Below are 17212 nucleotides of genomic sequence, written 5' to 3'. Positions count from 1 at the left end.
GGGGTTTGTGGAGGCCGGCGTAAGACCGTGCCAGCAACCACCGTGCCAGCAACCACCGCGCCCGCGACGGCCGCGAGAGCGGCATCACCAGAGGCCCGCTATCACGGCCGGCCGGAGCAAGCCCCCGCCTCCGCGCCTACGAACACCAACCACCGTGGTTCCCGCCCAGCGCAGCGCCGACCAACACCGGCCGCCCAGCACTTACGGATGCTCCTCTTCCACGTTCCGACGTCCAGTCCGGCTTCGATATCGGTGTCGGCGGACGGCTCGCCGCGTTCGGTGGCGCGGGCATCGAGTGAGACATCGGCCGGGTGCGGGCTGTGTCTCAGGGCAGGAGGGCGCCCACCCGCTTGACCGTGCGGATCACGGGTGCCGTCTCCAGCTCGCGCACACCGTGGAGGGGCGCTACCCGCTCGGTGAGATAGCCGTAGAGGTCGCGGGTGTCGCGGCAGGTCACCCCTGCCATGAGGTTGGTTGGGCCGGTGGTTGCCGCCACCACGTCGGCCTCGGGGTGAGTGGCCAGCGCCGCGCCGACCGAGGCCAGTGCCGACGGCTCCACCTTCATCCACAGCCAGGCCTCTGCGCGGTAGCCCAGGGCCTGTGGGGGGACCTCGACGTCGAACCTGAGCGCGTCGCCGCCTCGCAGCTGGTCGATTCGGCGCCGGACGGTGGTTTGCGACCATCCGCTGGCTGCCGCCAGCTCGCCGTACCCGGCTCGTCCGTCCCGGGCCAGCACACGCAGAAGGGCGTGGTCCTCCCCGCTCAGTGAGATCTCCCTCTCGTCCGGCCGAGCCGGCCGGAGTCGCTCGGCCTGCTCCTCGGAGAGCACCGCGATCCGGCTGCGCCATCCGGCGAACATGTGCAGGGTCGCGTGCGCGGACATGGCGACGATGCGCGGGGTACGCGGCAGCTTCTTCAGCAGCAGGGTGTCGCCGTCCTGGTCGTCGCCTGTCTGGACGCCGCAGGCGATCTCGGTGCCGCCGGACAGCAGCCGGACCCAGACGGTGTCGTCGCGGCGGGCGAGCGCCTCGGCCACCGGGCCGGCCGCATCCGGCGTGCACACCAGGCGCACAGACCACGAGGTGTGCCCGAAACGCCGGCCGTCGAGCAGGCCGACCACACGCAGGATGCCGTGTGCGCGCAGCTTGCGGTAGCGGCGGGCGACTGTGTGCTCGGAGACGCCGAGTACCTCGGCGATCGCGCGGAAGGAGGCCCGGCCGTCGATCTGGAGCGCGTGCACGAGAGCGTGATCCATCACGTCCAGTGCGCTGATGTTCGCCATATTTCATCGATACATGCCGTTAATCGCCTCATGGTGGCGCGTAACCTGCGTGGCCGCCGGATCTGCGGGATTGTCGATGCATGAGCAGATACCTGGTTTTCGGCGCTACGGGAAACGTCGGCAGGAGGGTGGCCGAGACGGTGGCCGAGCGGCCGGCCGACCCTGGGTTCCCCGACGGCTTCCCCGAGGAGTTGCTCGCCGGTTACGCCACGATGGCGGCGGCCCCGCCTCCGGCTGTCACCTCCACGGTGCGCGACCTCACGGGGGCGCCTGGCACGACCCTGTCGGCATGGCCGCCGAGCGCGCTGCGTACTTCGGTGGTGAGCGGCGGTGAGGGTGATCGTCATCGGGGCCGGCCTCGGTGGGCTGGCCCTGGCGAGCGGGCTGCGCAGGGCCGGGATCGACGTGGCTGTCTACGAGCGCGACCTGTCGCCCCTTGTCCGGGGGCAGGGCTACCGCCTGCACCTGAGCGACGTGGGCATCGGCGCGCTGACCGGCGTGATGACGCGCGAGCGGTGGGCGGCGTTCCTGGCCACTGCTCACACACCCGAACCTCGCTTCGTCCGCCTTGATCCCGCGCTCGAGGTGCTTGAGGTCATCGAGTTCGGCGGGCGGCACCTGTCGATCGACCGGCAGACGCTGCGCGACGCTCTGCTGGCCGAGGCGGCCGGCACGATCACCTACGGCAGGCGGTTGACCGGCTTCCAGACGGCGGCAGACGGCGTGACAGCGCGCTTCGACGACGGCTCCACCGTCTCCGGCGAGGTGCTCGTCGGTGCCGACGGTATCAATTCCGCGGTCCGCCGCCAGTACCTGCCGCACGCCCGCATCGTCGGCACCGGCCTCGTCCAGCTATACGGCAAGATCCCCGTCGAGTTGGCCGAGGGCATGGACAACGTGTTCACCGCGGTCACCGGCCCTGACCATCGCGTGGTGGGCGTCGCGCCGACTCGCGACTACGCCACCTGCTCCTTCGGCATCCGCGCCGAGGATCTCCCGCCCGACCTGTCCCTGATGACGCAGGAGCGGCTCAGGGCCGTCGTCAGGGAGATGACGTACGGCTGGCATCCCCGTATCCAGCGGATGATCGCCGGCTGGCGGGAGATCTTCCCGTTGACCCTGCGCACCAGCGTCCCGATCCCACCCTGGGAGACCACCCGCGTCACGCTGCTTGGCGACGCCGCCCACGCCATGAGCCCGGCGGCCGGGGCAGGGGCCAACCTCGCCCTGCGTGACGCGGCGGCGCTCACCGCGGCACTCGCCCACGGCGGCCCGCTGATCCCGATGCTGCGCTCCTACGAGCAGGAAATGATCGACTCCGGCTTCGCCGCGGTCCGCACCTCCGCCGCCAACGGTGCCCGCGTTCTTGGCCAGGCCCCACTGCCCGCCAGTTGACGACGCGTGGACCTTCGGCGTCGACTCACCTCCGACTACCGCGCCGCACCACGGGCTGCACCCTGCTGGGCCTGGCCCACCAGATCACCGCGCCCCCACCCCCGCCATCGGGTCCGCATCGGAAACGCCCGCTGGCGTTCAGTGGCGAGCCTCGCCTCCGCCGGTCAGACAGACACGGCGGCGGCGAGGAGGGGGGTGATGCGGTACGGGATCTGGGTGGAGAGGGCGATCGTCGTGTCGCTGCGCTGGACGGCGGGCGAGGCGAGAATCCGGGCGATGATCTCCTGGAGATGGGGCGTGTTCCGGGCCACCACACGGCAGAGGAGGTCGGCCTGGCCGCTTGTGCCGTACACCTCGAGGATCTCGGGGATCCCGTCCAGGGCCTCGACGGCTTCGGCGAGCTTGCCCTGGGCGATCTGGAGGGAGGCGAAGGCGAGGATCGGGTAGCCGATCTCCTCGGTCATCACCGTGGGCCCGAAATCGCCGATCACGCCACGCGCGGTGAGCTTCTCCAGACGCGCTTGGACCGTGCCCCTGGCGACGCCGAGCAGACGGGCGAGCTCGGTGAGACCGATCCTTGGGTTGTCACGCATGGTGATCAGCAGCTTGCTGTCGAGCGAATCGAGCATGGGACCGACGCTACCCGCCGACTGTGCGATTCGACCAGCCAAAGGCGTATAACGATAGCGATATTGAGCGTATCGACCACTAAGACTAGTCGCTCTTGCCAGCATAAATCGGACTTGCTGTCATATTGAAGTATGTTCGAGGAAGCCCAATACTTCGCTCCGGTCGCCAAGCGGGACGACGGCTCGGTGACCGTGGAGCTGGCGTCGAGCCACCCGGGGTTCGCCGACGCGGTCTACCGTGAGCGGCGCAACGCGATCGCCGCGCTGGCGTTGAATCACCGGCCGGGGGACCCCATCCCGCACGCGGAGTACACCGACGAAGAGCACCAGGTCTGGGCGCTGGTGTCGAGGGAACTCGCGGTCAAGCACCAGGTGTACGCGATCCGCGAGTTCCTGGACGCCGCCGAGAGACTGGGGCTGCCCAAGGATCGGATCCCGCAACTTCAGGAGGTCAGTGACCTCCTTGAGCCGCTTACCGGGTTCCGTTACCTGCCGGCGGCGGGTCTCGTCCCGCTGCGGGAGTTCTACGGCGTGCTCGCGGACGGATTCTTCCACTCGACGCAGTACATCCGGCACCATTCGGTGCCCTTCTACACGCCGGAACCGGACATCATCCACGAGGTGATCGGCCACGCGAACACGCTGGCCTCGTCGCGCTTCGCGGAGCTGTACCGGGTGGCGGGAAGAGCGGCGCGGAGGGTCGAGACCGAGGACGCGCTCCAGTTCATCTCGAAGGTCTTCTGGTTCACGTTGGAGTTCGGCGTGATGCGTGAAGCGAGGGAGCTCAAGGCGTACGGAGCGGGGATCCTGAGCTCGTACGGCGAGATCGAGGAGTTCCGGGGCATGGACATCCGGCCGCTCGACATCAAGGCCATGGGAACGACCGAGTACGACATCACGAAATATCAGGATGTGCTGTTCGAGGTGTCCTCCTTCGACCAGCTCGAAGACGTCGTGGGATCGTTCTGGGCGAGCTGCGACGACGAGAGCATCGCGCGGATCGTCGCAGGCGGCTGAGGTCCGGGTCCCCTGACTCGCACGGCCGTGAAAGTCCGGGTCCCCCTGACTCGCACGGCCGTGAACGCGAAACGGCCCCTCGGCGTGGGGCGGAGGGGCCGTCAACCGCCGTGGAAGCATGACGAATCACACCTGATCACCATGCCGAGCGGGCCGAAGGGTCACTTCGGCCCGCTCCCTTGTGATGTATCCAGGCTCCCTGTCAGGGCATGACGAGCAGGGCGTCGCCGACGCCGCGTTCGATGCCGTCGGAGGGGCGGTTGACGACCTTCTTGCCGATCACCATGGTGCTCGAACCGCCGCCGTCCAGGTTGATCGCGTCCCGGGCGCCCAGCCAGCGCATGATCTGTGCCGCCTCGATGAAGGAGGCGCCGACCGTCTTCCCGGGGTCCCTGCCGTCGACCACGGCCAGGATCAGCTTCCCGGACGAGGTCACTCCGGCGAGGGTGCGGGGGTGGCGTCGCAGGATCATGTTGACGTTGGCCATGCCGTCCCGCTGCGCGGTGATGGAGGTCTGGCCGCCGCGGACCAGCCCGATCGCCCCGGCGATGATGTGGGTCTCCGGGGTCAGCGGGATGGTCCTCCTGGTCCGCAGGTCGGTGACCGTGGTCTTGACCTGGATGACCGTGCCCTCCGTGGCCCACTCCCAGAGCCAGTCGGCGGCGGCGCCGACGCCGTGCAGGACGCGGGTGCCCCGCGTGACGGCGGCACCGGGCGACCGCACCGCGATGACCTTGCCCGAGGCGTCGAGCACGGCTTCCGCGCCGTCGTTCTTCGGGGTCTTGGCGCCGAACTCCTCGGTGTACATGACCAGTTCGTCCGGCTTGGCGACCCGGTTCACTCCGGCGACGACGGCCTTGCCACCGCCGGCGGAGGTCGCGACCACGCTGGAGGACAGCTCGGTGATGCGTGCCGTACGGCCCTTGAGCACGAGGCCGATCCGGCCCGGTACGGCCTCGCTGAGCATCTTTCCGCCGATCACGGAGATCCCGGTGGGGTCGCCGCGCAGGTTCTTGAGCGTGTGGATGTCGAAGAAGCCGCCGTTCACGGCGATCATGGCTCCGGCGCCGCGGGCCATCGAGGAGACCGTCTCCCGCTTGGCGACGCTGGTGCCGAGGGAGGACCGGAAGGACCCGCGGAAGGCGCGCGGATCGATCGTGACGACCCGCATGGACCACGGGCCGGTCGTCTGGAAGCCGTCGTCGCCGGTGAAGTCCACCTTGGAGCTGACTCCGGCCTCCTTGAGCTGCTTCACCACCTTGGCGGCCTCGTCCTTGTCCTTCAGCGACCAGGAGCCGACGCGGACCATCCAGAAGTCAGCGGCGGGAAAGTCCGCGACGGCGGGCCGGGTGAACTTCACGATCGTCGGGGTCAGCCCGGCGTCCTGGACCGCGAGCGCCTGTGTCTGCGCGGTGGATTCGGACATGAAGTCCTTGCCCCCGGCGATGACGCTCACCGTGTAGCCGTCTTTGGCGGTGCCGTGCTTCACGGTGAAGTAGTCGATGCCGGCACCGAGGGATTTGTGCGCCGACTTCGGAATGCCCGGCTGACCCAGGGGGAACGCGGTCGTGGGCAGGCCGGTGACCGGAGCGGCGGCGGCGGTGGCCGTGGTCATCCCGACAATCATCGGCATCCCGACAACCACGGCGGCTGCGCCGGCGATCAGGCGGCGTTTCATTGCTGTCTCTCCCGTTCATGGTCGCGAAATGACCATCGTGGCGAGAAACGCAGTACAACGGGAGCAAAATACGCCAAATACGAGAAAGTGTGGCGAGATTCGCATCGGCAATTTCGGGCAATTAAGACATTTGCCCTGAAAAGGGATATTTCGCTAAGGGTGGCGGGAGTCCATCTCGCGGGCTCGCTGCATGAACTCCTGAGCGGACCGGGCCTCGACGTAGACGAGGGTGCCCCCGCTACGGCGGGACAGTCCCCAGTAGTGCGAAGTGGACTTGCCCCACCAGATCGTCCACCGGGGGAATCGGGCGGACAGGGCGCGGACCACGGTGTCCGGACTGATCTCAGGTTCGCTTTTCGTCTGCACCCATCGAGAAAAGCACATCGCACCGTACACGCGGCCGTACGCAGCGTGTCCGGTGCGATAGCTCTTACACCTGGGTGGGAAAACCACTCCCAGGGTCAGGATCGGGAGTGGTACACCTTCCGGAGGGTCTCGTGGACCGTCCAGATCGTCTTGGCGCCCTCGGCCAGCAGGCAGACGTCGCCGGGGCCGACGTCGACGGTCTCCCCGCCCTCGACCTCGATCGTGGCGCGGCCGGTGAGCACGACGAAGATCTCGTCCGCCTCCACGTCGGTGACCACGCCCGGAGTGATCTCCCACACGCCGCGGCCCGGGCTGAGCTGGGCCATCGCCACGCGCGGCTCTCCAGAGACGACCTGGCCGGGATCCAGATCGTACGGCTCCAGCTCCACGTCGGCGACGGGGAAGGTGATGGCCCCGGCGGCGGCCAGGCGGTCGGAAATCATGTGCTCAGCACCTTTGCCAGAGTGGCCCCGTCGAGGCCGGTAACGGTCAGATTGTCGGCGCCGGTCATGGTCTCAGCCGCGACCAGCGCGTTGACGATGGCTTCCTCGGTCGCCTCGATGACCGCGTAGAACAGCGGGTCGATGTACTCGTCCGAGAGCGAGGTCACCTGGTACGTGCGCGGCGTGTCCGAGTCCAGCGCAGCCGAGGGAAGGTTCCTGTTGCCGGTGGAGAAGCACAGGAAGCCGTCGCCGCTGAAGTTCTCGCCGGCACCGCCGGTCCTGGCGACGCCGAGCCCGGCCCGCTGCGCGAGCCGCCTGCACTGGTGGGGGAGGAGCGGCGCGTCGGTCGCCACGATCCCGATGATCGAACCGGCGCCCTCGTGCGCCACCGGCTCGGCGGGCAACCGCGCGCCGACGCCGACCCCGTTGACCGTCAGCCGGTCCCTCCTGCCGTGGTTGGCCTGGACGAGGACGCCGACCGTGTAGCCGTCCACGACCCGTGAGGCCGTACCGATGCCGCCCTTGAAACCATGGCAGATCATGCCGGTCCCGCCGCCGACCGAGCCTTCGGCGACCGGGCCTCCGCCGGCCTCGCGGTACGCCTGGTGGACGTGCTCACGCCGGACGTGCTGCCCGCTGATGTCGTTGAGCCGGCCGTCCCAGGTCTCACCCACGACCGGGAGCGACCACGCCTGCCTGCCGCCGTCGACCTCGAGCTCCACCAACGCGTCCCTGACCACGCCCACCGAGGCGGTGTTGGTCAGGGCGATCGGTGAGGTGAGCATGCCGAACTCCTCCAGGGAGGCCATGCCGGTGATCTCGCCGCAGCCGTTGAGCCAGTGGAGGCCGGCGTACAGCGGCTCGTCGAATGTCGAACCTCCGTGGGGCAGGATGACCGTCACGCCGGTGCGGATCGGGCCCTGCCCGGTGACCCGGGGACCCTCGCCACTGATCAGCGTGGTGTGGCCGACGCGCACTCCGGCGACGTCGGTGATGGCGTTGTGCGGTCCGGGCGTTCCCGTGCCGATGACGATGCCGTGCTCGCGAGCCCTCAACGGGCCTCCCTCCGGAAGGATTCCAAAGCAAGCAGTGCCACATGAAGTGACAGGCATGATTCAACATCGTCCAGATCGGTGTCGAGGACGCGTTCGAGCCGCCGCAGCCGGTCGTAGAAGGCCGGCCGGGACAGGTGGGCCTTCTGCGCGGCGACGGCCTTGTTGCGCCCGGCGTCCAGATAGATCCGCAGGATGCGGGTCAGGTCGCCGTTGCGCTGGGCGTCATGGGCCAGGAGGGTGCCCAGCTCACGCTCGGCGAACGTCTGCATCCGCGCGTCGTCCCTCAGCAGGTGGAGCAGGCCGCGCAGCCGCAGGTCGGGCAGGCGATAGAAGGGCCGGCCGTCGGGCTGGCGCACCGCCACGTCGGCCACCTGCTCGGCTTCGAGGAAGCTGCGCCGTACGTCCCTTATGGATTCGACGACGGATCCGGCGGCGAGCACGAAGGTGCCGGCGTAGCAGGCGCGGAGCCGGTCGGCGAGCGCGGTGAGCGCGGCCTCGGCGGTCGAGCGCGGCGGAAGGGGCACCAGCAGGCCGACGTGGTTCTGGTCGAGCGTGCCGACCAGGGCGGGCAGCTTCGCGTCGCGGCACGCGGCGGCGCCGGCTTCGGCCAGCTCCCCGAGTTGGGCCTGTTCACCCAGCGCGGTGTCGGTGGGTCCGGTGAGCCGGATGACCGCGCTGACCAGCTTTCTGCCGGTGAGCGGCACGCCGACGGCGCGGGCCCGGGCGGCGGCCTCCTCCGGATCGGCGTACGCGTGGGTCAGGATGCCGGTGATGATCGTGCCGTGTGCCTGGCGCTCCAGGGACTCCTGGTGGCGTTCGAGAAGGCGGCTGAGCGCGAGCGTGGTGGCGGCCCGCTCGGCTAGCACGATGTCGCGCGGGCTCGGTTCCCCGTCGGAGAGGAGGATCAGCCGTCCCCAGTCCTGCCCGCGCGCGCCGACCATGGTGATCAGCCAGCCGGAGGCCGCGTCGTACGCGGTGCGCTCGTCGGGGGAGACCGCGCGGGAACGCGTCTCCCAGCTCGCCAGCAGCGTTCCGGTGTCGCGCCCCGCGGTGTCGCAGGCGAGTACCTGGTGGGCGAGGTTCTCCAGGAGAACCGGGCGGCCGGAGAAGCGGGCGACCTGGCCGAGCACCTCGGCGGGAGAGGCGCCCTCGACCGACAGCTCGGTGAACACCTCGTGCAGCTGCTCGGAGGCGCGCAGTTCCTGGAGCTGGATGTCGATGATCCGGGCGTGCACCGACTCTGTGATCTGCACGAAGGGGGTCTCGCGGGCCAGCACGATGAGGGGCAGCCCGTGCTCCTCGGCGGCCTTGACGACCACCCGGGGCAGCTCGCGGACGAACTTGCGTCCCAGCTCGACCACGAGCCCGGAGGCGCCGACCGAGGCGAGGTCGGCGATGTAGTCGGCGAGCTTGTCCGGCTCGTCGGGCAGGGCGACGCCCGTGGTCAGGACGAGCTCCCCGCCGCGCAGCATGTTGGCGATGTCGCTGATCTCGCCGACGTGGACCCAGCGCACGCGCGTGTCCAGCCGGTCCGCGCCGGCGACCACCCGTGGGTTGCCACGCCGGACGGCGTCCAGCGCGAGCACATCGGCGACCGTCGGTAGCATGCCCATGAGGCTACCTGATCATAATGTAAGGCCGATGCGTACGGGCCTGACAGGATGACACCACATTCCGGGTGCGGTCCGTCCTCGACGGCGCTACGGACGTGTCCGGGGCATAAGGGATGTGTCGCCTTCCTCGACGTCCTTCCCGCCCGGACGCGGCATGGGGGACGCGCCGCCTTCCTCGACGCCCCGCCGGCCGGGGCGAGCGTCCAGGCCGTCGAGGAGCGCGAGCAGGCCGTAGTCGAAGCCGATCTGCTTGGTGGTGGCGGGGTCGAACCCCTGGGACATGTAGTCCTTGTAGCGTTCGAGCAGGTCCGGATAGGGCTCGGCCAGCTGCTCGATCGCGGGGGCCATCGCGGTCTGCGCCTCGTTCGGAGATGCGCCCGACCGGCTGACCAGGCCCCGCCACGCCGCCTCGGGGATGGCGGCGCCGAGGGTGTAGGCGATGACGGCGTTGACGGCGAAGTCGATGTCGATGCCCTGGAACCCGGCCCGCCGGCCCGCCTTGAGCAGCCGGTCGGACATCGTCAGCGCGTTCGGGCCGATGCTCGGCAGTACTCCGATGAGCCCGACGGACCACGGATGCGCGAGGACCACGCCACGCAGGCCCCAGGCCACGGCTCCCGCGGTTTCCCGCCAGCTCGCGTCCGCGGGCGTCGCCACCTCGCCGTAGATCTCGTCCAGGGCGAGTTCCAGCAGCTCGTCCTTGTTGGCGACGTGCCAGTAGAGGCTGGTCGCGCCCGCGCCGATCCGGGCGCCGAGCTTGCGCATGCTGAGCGCGTCGAGTCCCTCCTCGTCGAGCAGGTCGAGGGCGGCGCGGACGATCTGGTCGCGGCTGAGCCCCTGCTCGCGCCGCCCCTTGCGTTCGCGGGTCCAGACGGAGGTGAAGGGCTTCCCTGGCATCGTCACAGGATATTTCCTCGCACAGCGTTCGAGGCTGCCGTACAGTGTGCGAGTCTACCCGCACACTGTTCGAGGTGAAGATCGAATGTCTCATCCGCGCCGATGGTGGATCCTCGGCGTCCTCTGTCTGAGCCTGCTCGTCCTCGTCGTGGACAACACGGTTCTCAACCTGGCGATCCCCGCGCTCATGCGCGACCTCGGCGCCACCCCGTCGGACATCCAGTGGATCATCGACTCGTACGTGCTGGTGTTCGCGGGACTGCTGCTCACGGCGGGCAGCCTCTCCGACCGGTACGGCCGGCGCCGCCTCCTCATCGTCGGCCTCGCCTTCTTCGGCGGGGCGTCGGTGGTCGCGATGCTCGCGGCCGAGCCGTGGCAGCTGATCGGCGCGCGGGCGCTGATGGGCGTCGGGGGCTCGCTCATCATGCCGTCCACGTTGTCGATCCTGATCACGGTCTTCGACGAGTCGGAGCGGCGCAAGGCCATCGCCGCCTGGAGCTCGGTCGCGATGGTCGGCGTGATCGCCGGGCCCACGCTCGGCGGGTTCCTGCTCGAGCACTACTACTGGGGTTCGGTGTTCCTGCTCAACGTGCCGATCGCCGTGCTGGCCATCATCGCCGCGATCGTCCTGATGCCCGAGACGCGTGGCTCCGTGCGGAAGCTCGACCCCGTCGGCGTCGTCCTGTCGATCGTCGGCATGGCCGCCCTGGTGTGGGTGGTCATCACCATGCCCACGGACGGCCTCGACCCGATGTCCGTCGCGGTCGCCGTGCTCGCCCTCGGCGGGTTCGTGCTCTGGGAGCGCAGGGCCGAGCATCCGATGCTTCCGCTCCGGCTCTTCCGTGACCGGTCGTTCAGCGGCGCGTGCTTCTCGATCGTGCTGCTGTCCTTCGGCTCGGGCGCGCTGATGCTGGCACTGACGCAGTACCTCCAGTTCGTCCTCGGCTACGGGCCGATGCGGGCCGGGCTCGCCCTGCTGCCGTACGTCGTGGCCGCCCTCATGTTCAACGGCCTCGGCGCCGGGCTGGGCAAGAAGGTCAGCAACCGCACGCTGATCGTGGTCGGCCTGTTCGTCCTGGCCGCCGGCTTCGGCGTGCTGTCCACTCTGGGCGGCGGGTACACCGTGCTCATCACGAGCCTGATCATCATGGGCGTCGGCGGCGGCCTCGCCGGTCCGGCGGCGTACGCGACGCTGATGGGAGCGGTGCCGGCCGAACACGCGGGGGTGGGCTCGGCGTTGAACGACACCGTGCAGCAGGTGGGCATGGCGCTGTCCGTGGCCGTGCTCGGCAGTGTGCTCGCCGGGGCCTACACAGCCAGGATGCCGGAGACCGCCCCGGAGGCGGCGCGCGACTCGATCAGCGGGGCGCTGGCGCTCGGGGACCCGTCGCTCGCCGCCACGGCGAAGGACGCGTTCGTGTCGGCCATGTCGGTCGGCTCCTTCGTCGGAGTCGGCTGCTCGCTGGCCGCGGCCCTGGTGGCCCTCCTGGTGCTGCGCCGTACGTCGGCCGCGGGGGCTCCGGCGGCCGAGGCCCCCGTCGCGGGAGCGCCCACCGCGGGCACTCCCGCCTGACCTTCGGGAAGATCCACGAGGTCCGGCCGTCGCATCGCGGCGGCCGGACCGACTTTGTCATGACATGCTGATGTCTGCAAGGACGCTTCAGGATGTAAGGCGAAACCGAATAAGGCCGACATGTTGCAGGTGGGAGCGGGCGCCATGAGACGGGATACTCGTCACTATGTCGGACCTTCTTGCCCGCCACCGCGCGGTTATGCCCAACTGGCTCGCTCTGAACTACGGTGAGCCCATCGAAATCGTCAGCGGCAAGGGCAACCGTGTCGTCGACGCTTCAGGCAAGAGCTACCTCGACTTCTTCGCCGGAATCCTGACGAACATGATCGGGTACGACGTGGCGGAGGTGCGCGAGGCCGTCGAGCGGCAGATCGCCACCGGCGTCGTGCACACCTCCACGGTGTACCTCCTGCGCGGGCAGGTCGAGCTGGCCGAGAAGATCGCCAGGCTGTCCGGCATCAAGGACGCCAAGGTGTTCTTCACGAACTCCGGCACGGAGGCCAACGAGACCGCGCTGCTGCTCGCCACCTACGCGCGCAAGTCCGACGAGGTGCTCGCCATGCGGCAGAGCTACCACGGCCGCTCCTTCGGCGCGGTCAGCGTGACCAGCAACCGGTCCTGGAAGAACAACTCGCTGTCGCCGCTCAACGTGCACTTCCTGCACGGCGCCGACCGCCACCTCGTCCAGTTCCGCGGGCTGTCCGACGCGGACTACATCGCCGCGTGTGTGGACGACCTGCGCCACGTGCTCGCCACCAGCGTCTCGAACGGGGTCGCCGCGCTGATCGCGGAGCCGATCCAGGGCGTCGGCGGGTTCACCATGGCCCCTGACGGCCTGTTCGCGGCGTACAAGGAGGTGCTCGACGAGGAGGGTATCCTCTTCATCTCCGACGAGGTCCAGACCGGCTGGGGCCGGACCGGGTCGGCGTTCTTCGGCATCCAGAACCACGGCGTGACGCCCGACATGATGACGTTCGCCAAAGGCCTGGGCAACGGCTTCGCCGTCGGCGGCGTCGTCGCCAGGGGCGACCTGATGGACCAGCCGCACGCGATCGGCCTGTCCACCTTCGGCGGCAACCCCGTCTCGATGGCGGCGGCCAACGCCACCCTCGACTACGTACTCGACCACGACCTCCAGGCCAACGCGGCCAGGACCGGCGAGATCATCATCTCCGGCCTGCGCGAGGCGGCCGCCCGGCTCCCGATCATCAGCGAGGTTCGCGGCAAGGGCCTCATGTTCGCGATCGAGCTGGTCGACCCCGCGACCAAGGCGCCGGCCCCGGCGATGGCCGCGCGCTTCATGGAGGAGACCAAGAAGCTCGGGCTGCTCGCCGGAAAGGGCGGCCTGCACGGCAGCGCGCTGCGCATGGCGCCGCCGCTCACCCTGACCGAGGACGAGGCCCGCGAGGGCCTGGGAATCATGATCACTGCTTTGGAGACCATCAACGATGAAGCACGTTAACCACTGGATCAACGGAAATCTCGTTTCCGGAGGGGGGCGTACTTCCGAGATCTTCAACCCCGCCACGGGCGAGGTCAGCGGCGCCGTCGAGCTCGCGTCCGTCGAGGACGTCGACGCCGCGGTCGAGGCGGCGCGGGCGGCGTTCCCCGCCTGGCGTGACGCGTCACTGGTCAAGCGGGCCCAGATCCTGTTCCGCTTCCGCGACCTGATGGACCGGCATCGCGACGAGCTGGCCGCCCTGATCAGCGCGGAGCACGGCAAGGTGCACTCCGACGCGCTCGGTGAGGTCGCCCGCGGCATCGAGGTCGCGGAGTTCGCCTGCGGCATCCCGCACCTGCTCAAGGGCGGCTTCTCGGAGAACGTCTCCACCCGCGTCGACTCGTACTCGATCCGGCAGCCGCTCGGCGTGGTCGCGGGGATCACGCCGTTCAACTTCCCGGCGATGGTGCCGATGTGGATGTTCCCCGTGGCGATCGCCTGCGGGAACACCTTCATCCTCAAGCCGTCGGAGCGTGACCCCTCCGCGTCGCTGCTGATCGCCTCGCTGTGGCAGCAGGCCGGGCTGCCCGACGGCGTGTTCAACGTCGTTCAGGGTGACAAGGTCGCCGTGGACCGGCTGCTGGAGCACCCCTCCGTCGCGGCCGTTTCCTTCGTGGGTTCGACCCCGATCGCCCGGTACGTCTACGAGACCGGGACCGCGCACGGCAAGCGGGTCCAGGCGCTGGGCGGTGCCAAGAACCACATGCTCGTGCTGCCCGACGCGGACCTCGACCTGGTCGCGGACTCGGCCGTGTCGGCGGGCTTCGGCTCGGCCGGTGAGCGGTGCATGGCGATCTCCGTCCTGCTCGCGGTGGACCCGATCGGCGACGAGCTCGTCGACAAGATCGTGGAGCGGGTCGGCAGGCTGACGATCGGCCCCGGCGACGACCCGGCGTCCGAGATGGGGCCGCTGGTCACCAGGGTGCACCGCGACAAGGTGGCGTCCTACATCGACCTCGGCCTGGAGGAGGGCGCCAAGCTCGTCGTCGACGGCCGTGAGACGCCGATCCACGGCGGAACGACCGCGGCCGAGACCCCGGGCTTCTGGCTCGGCCCCACCGTGCTCGACCACGTGCCGGCCAACTCGCGGGTCCACCGTGAGGAGATCTTCGGCCCGGTCCTGTCCATCGTGCGGGTCAAGTCGTACGAGGAGGGCCTGGAGCTGATCAACACCGGCGAGTACGGCAACGGCACCGCGATCTTCACCAACGACGGCGGCGCCGCCCGGCGCTTCCAGAACGAGGTCGAGGTCGGCATGGTCGGCATCAACGTGCCGATCCCGGTGCCGATGGCGTTCTACAGCTTCGGCGGCTGGAAGGCGTCGCTCTTCGGCGACACGCACGTCCACGGCACCGAGGGTGTGCACTTCTACACCCGGGGCAAGGTCGTCACGTCACGCTGGCTCGACCCCTCGCACGGCGGTGTGAACCTCGGTTTCCCGACGAACAAGTAAGCGGTACCGGACGCGCGCCGAGGGGGCGGAACGCCCCCTCGACGCGCGTTCTTTCAGTTGATCCGGCCGACGCCGCAGAGGAAGTAGGACTTCACCTTCTCCAGGGGCGGCGCGAGCACGGGGCTGTCGGGCCGCCACTCGTGCAGGTTGACGATCCCGGGCGGGGTGACGTCGAGGCCGTCGAAGAACGGTTCGATCTCGCTGGACATGCGCGCGACGAACTGGGCGGACGCGCTGCGGTAGACGCCTTCCACCTCCGGGGCGGCCTCCGGGCGCTCGTCGATGGCGACGTGGGAGAGGACCATGTGGCTGCCGGGCGCCAGGCGGTTCCGGATCTCGGCGATGAGGCCGGTCGGGTCGTCGGAGTCCGGGATGAAGTGAAGGATCGCCAGCAGCAACACCGCGATCGGTTCGTCGAAGTTCAGGTGGGCGCGTACCTCAGGGTGATCCATGATCGTCGAGGGCCGCCTGAGATCGCCCTCGACGACGAGAACCTCCGGGCTGTCCTGCAGCAGGGCGCGGGCGTGGACGAGCACCTGCGGGTCGTTGTCGACATAGACCGTGCGGGCCTCGGGGTCGATCTCGGCGACCACCTGGTGCACGTTGCGCTGCGTCGGCAGGCCCGCGCCGATGTCGAGGAACTGGCGGATGCCCTGTTCGGCGAGGAAGCGTACGGCGCGCTGGAGGAAGGCCCGGTTCTCCCTGATCCCGATCGGGATTTCCGGAACGTGACGCAGGACCTGCTCGGCCGCGGCACGGTCGACGGGGAAATTGTCCTTGCCGCCCAGGTAATAGTCGTACATCCGTGCAGCATTGGGAGTATTCGGGTCAAACTCGACGGCCATTATGCCCCGATTCTTCTCGTTCCCTCGTTCGCCGCCGTAACGGGCGATTCCATTGGAAATGATGAGATATCTGGATATCTGAGGAAAAGCTAGCTTATCGGGTTTGGCGATGTCATGATCTTCGGGTGACTTCCCCGCCTCGTGTGCTGGGCGCGCAGCTCGCCGACGGCATCACCAAGGGAAACATGTGGGCGCTGCTGTTCCTCGCGACCGCAGGCACGGCAGTGGTCTCCTTCCTGCCGTCGACCCAGCCGCACATCCTCACCACCATCCTCGGCGTGCCCGAGTCCGGGCAGGGCACGATCGTCGGCCTGCTGGGCTTCGCCGCCGAGCTGGCGATGGTCCTCAGCCTGGCCTGGTACGGCGCGCTCGCCGACCGGTTCGGCCGCCGCGTCATCGTGGTCGGTGGTCTGGTGCTGTGCGCGATCGGCGCCGTGCTGTTCCCCTTCGCCGGCAACACCGCCGTCCTCGTCGTCCTGAGGGTGATCTTCGGGCTGGGCGTGGCCGCGATCAACGCCATGCTGTCCACGATCGCCATCGACTACGTGCGCGAACGGTCGCGCGGCAAGTCGTATGGGCTCATCGGCGTCTTCGGCGGGCTCGGCGCGCTGGTCGCGGTGCTGGTCGTGGCCAAACTGCCGCAGACCATGGAGAAGCGCGGCCTGGATCCGGTGGCGGCGACCCGGTTGTCGTTCCTGCTGATCGCGGCGGGCATCCTGATCGTCGCCGGCCTCCTGTGGGCGACGCTCTCCCGGGTCCCGGCCGACGTCGCCGCCGAGCGCACACCGCTGACCCGCCTGGTCCGCGAGGGGCTCGTGCTCGCGCGTGACCCGGGTGTCGCGCTGTCCTACGCCGCGTCGTTCGTCGCGCGGGCCGACCTCTACGTCGTCGTCAGCTTCCTGACCCTGTGGATCTCGGACTACGCCACCGGCGAGCGAGGGCTGTCGAGCGCGGAGGCGCTGGCGAAGGCGGGCGCGGTGGTGGGCATCTCGCAGATGGTCGCGCTGCTGTGCGCGCCGGTGTTCGGCTGGCTGGGCGACCGCATGCGCCGCCAGGACCTGCTGATCCTGGCCCAGCTCATCGCGGCGGGCGCCTACCTCTCGACGCTGCTCGTCTCCGACCCCCTCGGCCCCGGCATGATGATCGTCGCCGTCCTCATCGGCATCGGTGAGATCGCCGGCATCACCACCGCCGGGCCCATGCTCGCCCAGCAGGTGCCCGCCGCCGTGCGCGGTGCGGCGTTCGGTGTGCACACCCTCTGCGGCTCCCTCGGCATCATGATCGTCTCCGCCCTGGGGGGCGCGCTGCACGATGCCTGGCGGCCCGCCGGCCCGTTCGTGGTCTCGGGTGTCTTCGGCCTGATCGTCGCCATCTTCGGCCTCGTCGTACGGCACCGCATCCAGGCGAGGACCGAGGACGACACACCCCTTGAGGCGCTGCCGACGCGCTGAGGAAGAGGTGGAAG

Annotated in this window: 15 protein-coding genes; 6 read left to right on the top strand and 9 right to left on the bottom strand. The window is 69.4% G+C overall.

Annotated elements, in window-relative coordinates; genetic code table 11:
- Nucleotides 1–325 precede the first annotated feature (325 nt).
- Nucleotides 326–1282 (bottom strand): Lrp/AsnC family transcriptional regulator, encoded by a 957-nt coding sequence (locus IMZ11_RS24285; protein ID WP_228644650.1) that lies wholly within the window; start codon nucleotides 1280–1282, stop codon nucleotides 326–328.
- A 330-nt stretch (nucleotides 1283–1612) separates the two neighbouring features.
- Here IMZ11_RS24285 and IMZ11_RS24280 point away from each other — a divergent pair, with 330 nt between their 5' ends.
- Nucleotides 1613–2677, top strand: a complete 1065-nt coding sequence (locus IMZ11_RS24280; protein WP_228644649.1) for an NAD(P)/FAD-dependent oxidoreductase — start codon at nucleotides 1613–1615, stop codon at nucleotides 2675–2677.
- A gap of 164 nt (nucleotides 2678–2841) precedes the next feature.
- Here the strand turns inward: IMZ11_RS24280 and IMZ11_RS24275 are convergent, their stop codons facing one another.
- The gene (locus IMZ11_RS24275) at nucleotides 2842–3306 is read right to left on the bottom strand and encodes an Lrp/AsnC family transcriptional regulator (protein ID WP_061257735.1); all 465 of its coding nucleotides are present in this window, start codon (nucleotides 3304–3306) and stop codon (nucleotides 2842–2844) included.
- 132 nt (nucleotides 3307–3438) lie between these two features.
- On the opposite strand from IMZ11_RS24275, the gene IMZ11_RS24270 reads away from it, so the two are divergent.
- Nucleotides 3439–4323, top strand: coding sequence for a phenylalanine 4-monooxygenase (locus tag IMZ11_RS24270; protein ID WP_228644648.1), 885 nt, complete (start codon nucleotides 3439–3441; stop codon nucleotides 4321–4323).
- 202 nt (nucleotides 4324–4525) lie between these two features.
- Here IMZ11_RS24270 and IMZ11_RS24265 read toward each other — a convergent pair whose 3' ends face one another.
- The 6 genes from IMZ11_RS24265 to IMZ11_RS24240 all read right to left on the bottom strand — a co-directional run bounded on the left by IMZ11_RS24265 (nucleotide 4526) and on the right by IMZ11_RS24240 (nucleotide 10375).
- The gene (locus IMZ11_RS24265) at nucleotides 4526–5938 is read right to left on the bottom strand and encodes a phosphodiester glycosidase family protein (protein ID WP_228644647.1); all 1413 of its coding nucleotides are present in this window, start codon (nucleotides 5936–5938) and stop codon (nucleotides 4526–4528) included.
- A 216-nt stretch (nucleotides 5939–6154) separates the two neighbouring features.
- A complete protein-coding gene (locus tag IMZ11_RS24260) occupies nucleotides 6155–6367 on the bottom strand; it encodes a hypothetical protein (protein WP_228644646.1) in 213 nt (70 codons plus the stop codon).
- A 95-nt stretch (nucleotides 6368–6462) separates the two neighbouring features.
- Nucleotides 6463–6810: a cupin domain-containing protein gene (locus IMZ11_RS24255; RefSeq protein ID WP_228644645.1), complete on the bottom strand. Its 348-nt coding sequence runs from the start codon at nucleotides 6808–6810 to the stop codon at nucleotides 6463–6465.
- The gene (locus IMZ11_RS24250; RefSeq protein WP_228644644.1) at nucleotides 6807–7865 is read right to left on the bottom strand and encodes a P1 family peptidase; all 1059 of its coding nucleotides are present in this window, start codon (nucleotides 7863–7865) and stop codon (nucleotides 6807–6809) included. The genes IMZ11_RS24255 and IMZ11_RS24250 overlap by 4 nt, the downstream gene beginning before the upstream one ends.
- Nucleotides 7862–9472: a PucR family transcriptional regulator gene (locus IMZ11_RS24245; RefSeq protein WP_228644643.1), complete on the bottom strand. Its 1611-nt coding sequence runs from the start codon at nucleotides 9470–9472 to the stop codon at nucleotides 7862–7864. Before IMZ11_RS24245 ends, IMZ11_RS24250 begins: the two co-directional genes overlap by 4 nt.
- A 93-nt stretch (nucleotides 9473–9565) precedes the next feature.
- Complete coding sequence (locus tag IMZ11_RS24240) at nucleotides 9566–10375, bottom strand: TetR/AcrR family transcriptional regulator (protein WP_228644642.1); 810 nt, start codon at nucleotides 10373–10375, stop codon at nucleotides 9566–9568.
- Nucleotides 10376–10460: 85 nt separating this feature from the next.
- On the opposite strand from IMZ11_RS24240, the gene IMZ11_RS24235 reads away from it, so the two are divergent.
- From IMZ11_RS24235 to IMZ11_RS24225, 3 genes are all read left to right on the top strand, one after another.
- On the top strand, nucleotides 10461–11948 hold the full coding sequence (locus IMZ11_RS24235; protein WP_228644641.1) for an MFS transporter: 1488 nt from the start codon (nucleotides 10461–10463) through the stop codon (nucleotides 11946–11948).
- A gap of 166 nt (nucleotides 11949–12114) precedes the next feature.
- The gene (locus IMZ11_RS24230; RefSeq protein WP_228644640.1) at nucleotides 12115–13410 is read left to right on the top strand and encodes an aspartate aminotransferase family protein; all 1296 of its coding nucleotides are present in this window, start codon (nucleotides 12115–12117) and stop codon (nucleotides 13408–13410) included.
- Nucleotides 13397–14902, top strand: coding sequence for a CoA-acylating methylmalonate-semialdehyde dehydrogenase (locus IMZ11_RS24225; protein ID WP_228644639.1), 1506 nt, complete (start codon nucleotides 13397–13399; stop codon nucleotides 14900–14902). Before IMZ11_RS24230 ends, IMZ11_RS24225 begins: the two co-directional genes overlap by 14 nt.
- A gap of 53 nt (nucleotides 14903–14955) precedes the next feature.
- Here IMZ11_RS24225 and IMZ11_RS24220 read toward each other — a convergent pair whose 3' ends face one another.
- Nucleotides 14956–15747: an SAM-dependent methyltransferase gene (locus IMZ11_RS24220; RefSeq protein ID WP_228644638.1), complete on the bottom strand. Its 792-nt coding sequence runs from the start codon at nucleotides 15745–15747 to the stop codon at nucleotides 14956–14958.
- Nucleotides 15748–15872: 125 nt separating this feature from the next.
- On the opposite strand from IMZ11_RS24220, the gene IMZ11_RS24215 reads away from it, so the two are divergent.
- Nucleotides 15873–17198, top strand: coding sequence for an MFS transporter (locus IMZ11_RS24215; RefSeq protein WP_228644637.1), 1326 nt, complete (start codon nucleotides 15873–15875; stop codon nucleotides 17196–17198).
- Nucleotides 17199–17212: the final 14 nt, after the last annotated feature.

The organism is Microtetraspora sp. AC03309, from assembly GCF_020826795.1.
Taxonomy (GTDB): domain Bacteria; phylum Actinomycetota; class Actinomycetes; order Streptosporangiales; family Streptosporangiaceae; genus Microtetraspora; species Microtetraspora glauca.
Note: the sequence above shows the minus strand (reverse complement) of the source record. Positions and strands in the feature narration are given on the sequence as shown.

Excerpts from the sequence above, each read along its gene's own strand:
- IMZ11_RS24285 (WP_228644650.1), bottom strand. The coding sequence starts at position 1,282 with ATGGCGAACATCAGCGCACTGGACGTGATGGATCACGCTCTCGTGCAC.
- IMZ11_RS24275 (WP_061257735.1), bottom strand. The coding sequence starts at position 3,306 with ATGCTCGATTCGCTCGACAGCAAGCTGCTGATCACCATGCGTGACAAC.
- IMZ11_RS24270 (WP_228644648.1), top strand. The coding sequence starts at position 3,439 with ATGTTCGAGGAAGCCCAATACTTCGCTCCGGTCGCCAAGCGGGACGAC.
- IMZ11_RS24265 (WP_228644647.1), bottom strand. The coding sequence starts at position 5,938 with ATGACCACGGCCACCGCCGCCGCCGCTCCGGTCACCGGCCTGCCCACG.
- IMZ11_RS24255 (WP_228644645.1), bottom strand. The coding sequence starts at position 6,810 with ATGATTTCCGACCGCCTGGCCGCCGCCGGGGCCATCACCTTCCCCGTC.
- IMZ11_RS24245 (WP_228644643.1), bottom strand. The coding sequence starts at position 9,472 with ATGCTACCGACGGTCGCCGATGTGCTCGCGCTGGACGCCGTCCGGCGT.
- IMZ11_RS24240 (WP_228644642.1), bottom strand. The coding sequence starts at position 10,375 with ATGCCAGGGAAGCCCTTCACCTCCGTCTGGACCCGCGAACGCAAGGGG.
- IMZ11_RS24235 (WP_228644641.1), top strand. The coding sequence starts at position 10,461 with ATGTCTCATCCGCGCCGATGGTGGATCCTCGGCGTCCTCTGTCTGAGC.
- IMZ11_RS24230 (WP_228644640.1), top strand. The coding sequence starts at position 12,115 with ATGTCGGACCTTCTTGCCCGCCACCGCGCGGTTATGCCCAACTGGCTC.
- IMZ11_RS24225 (WP_228644639.1), top strand. The coding sequence starts at position 13,397 with ATGAAGCACGTTAACCACTGGATCAACGGAAATCTCGTTTCCGGAGGG.
- IMZ11_RS24220 (WP_228644638.1), bottom strand. The coding sequence starts at position 15,747 with ATGGCCGTCGAGTTTGACCCGAATACTCCCAATGCTGCACGGATGTAC.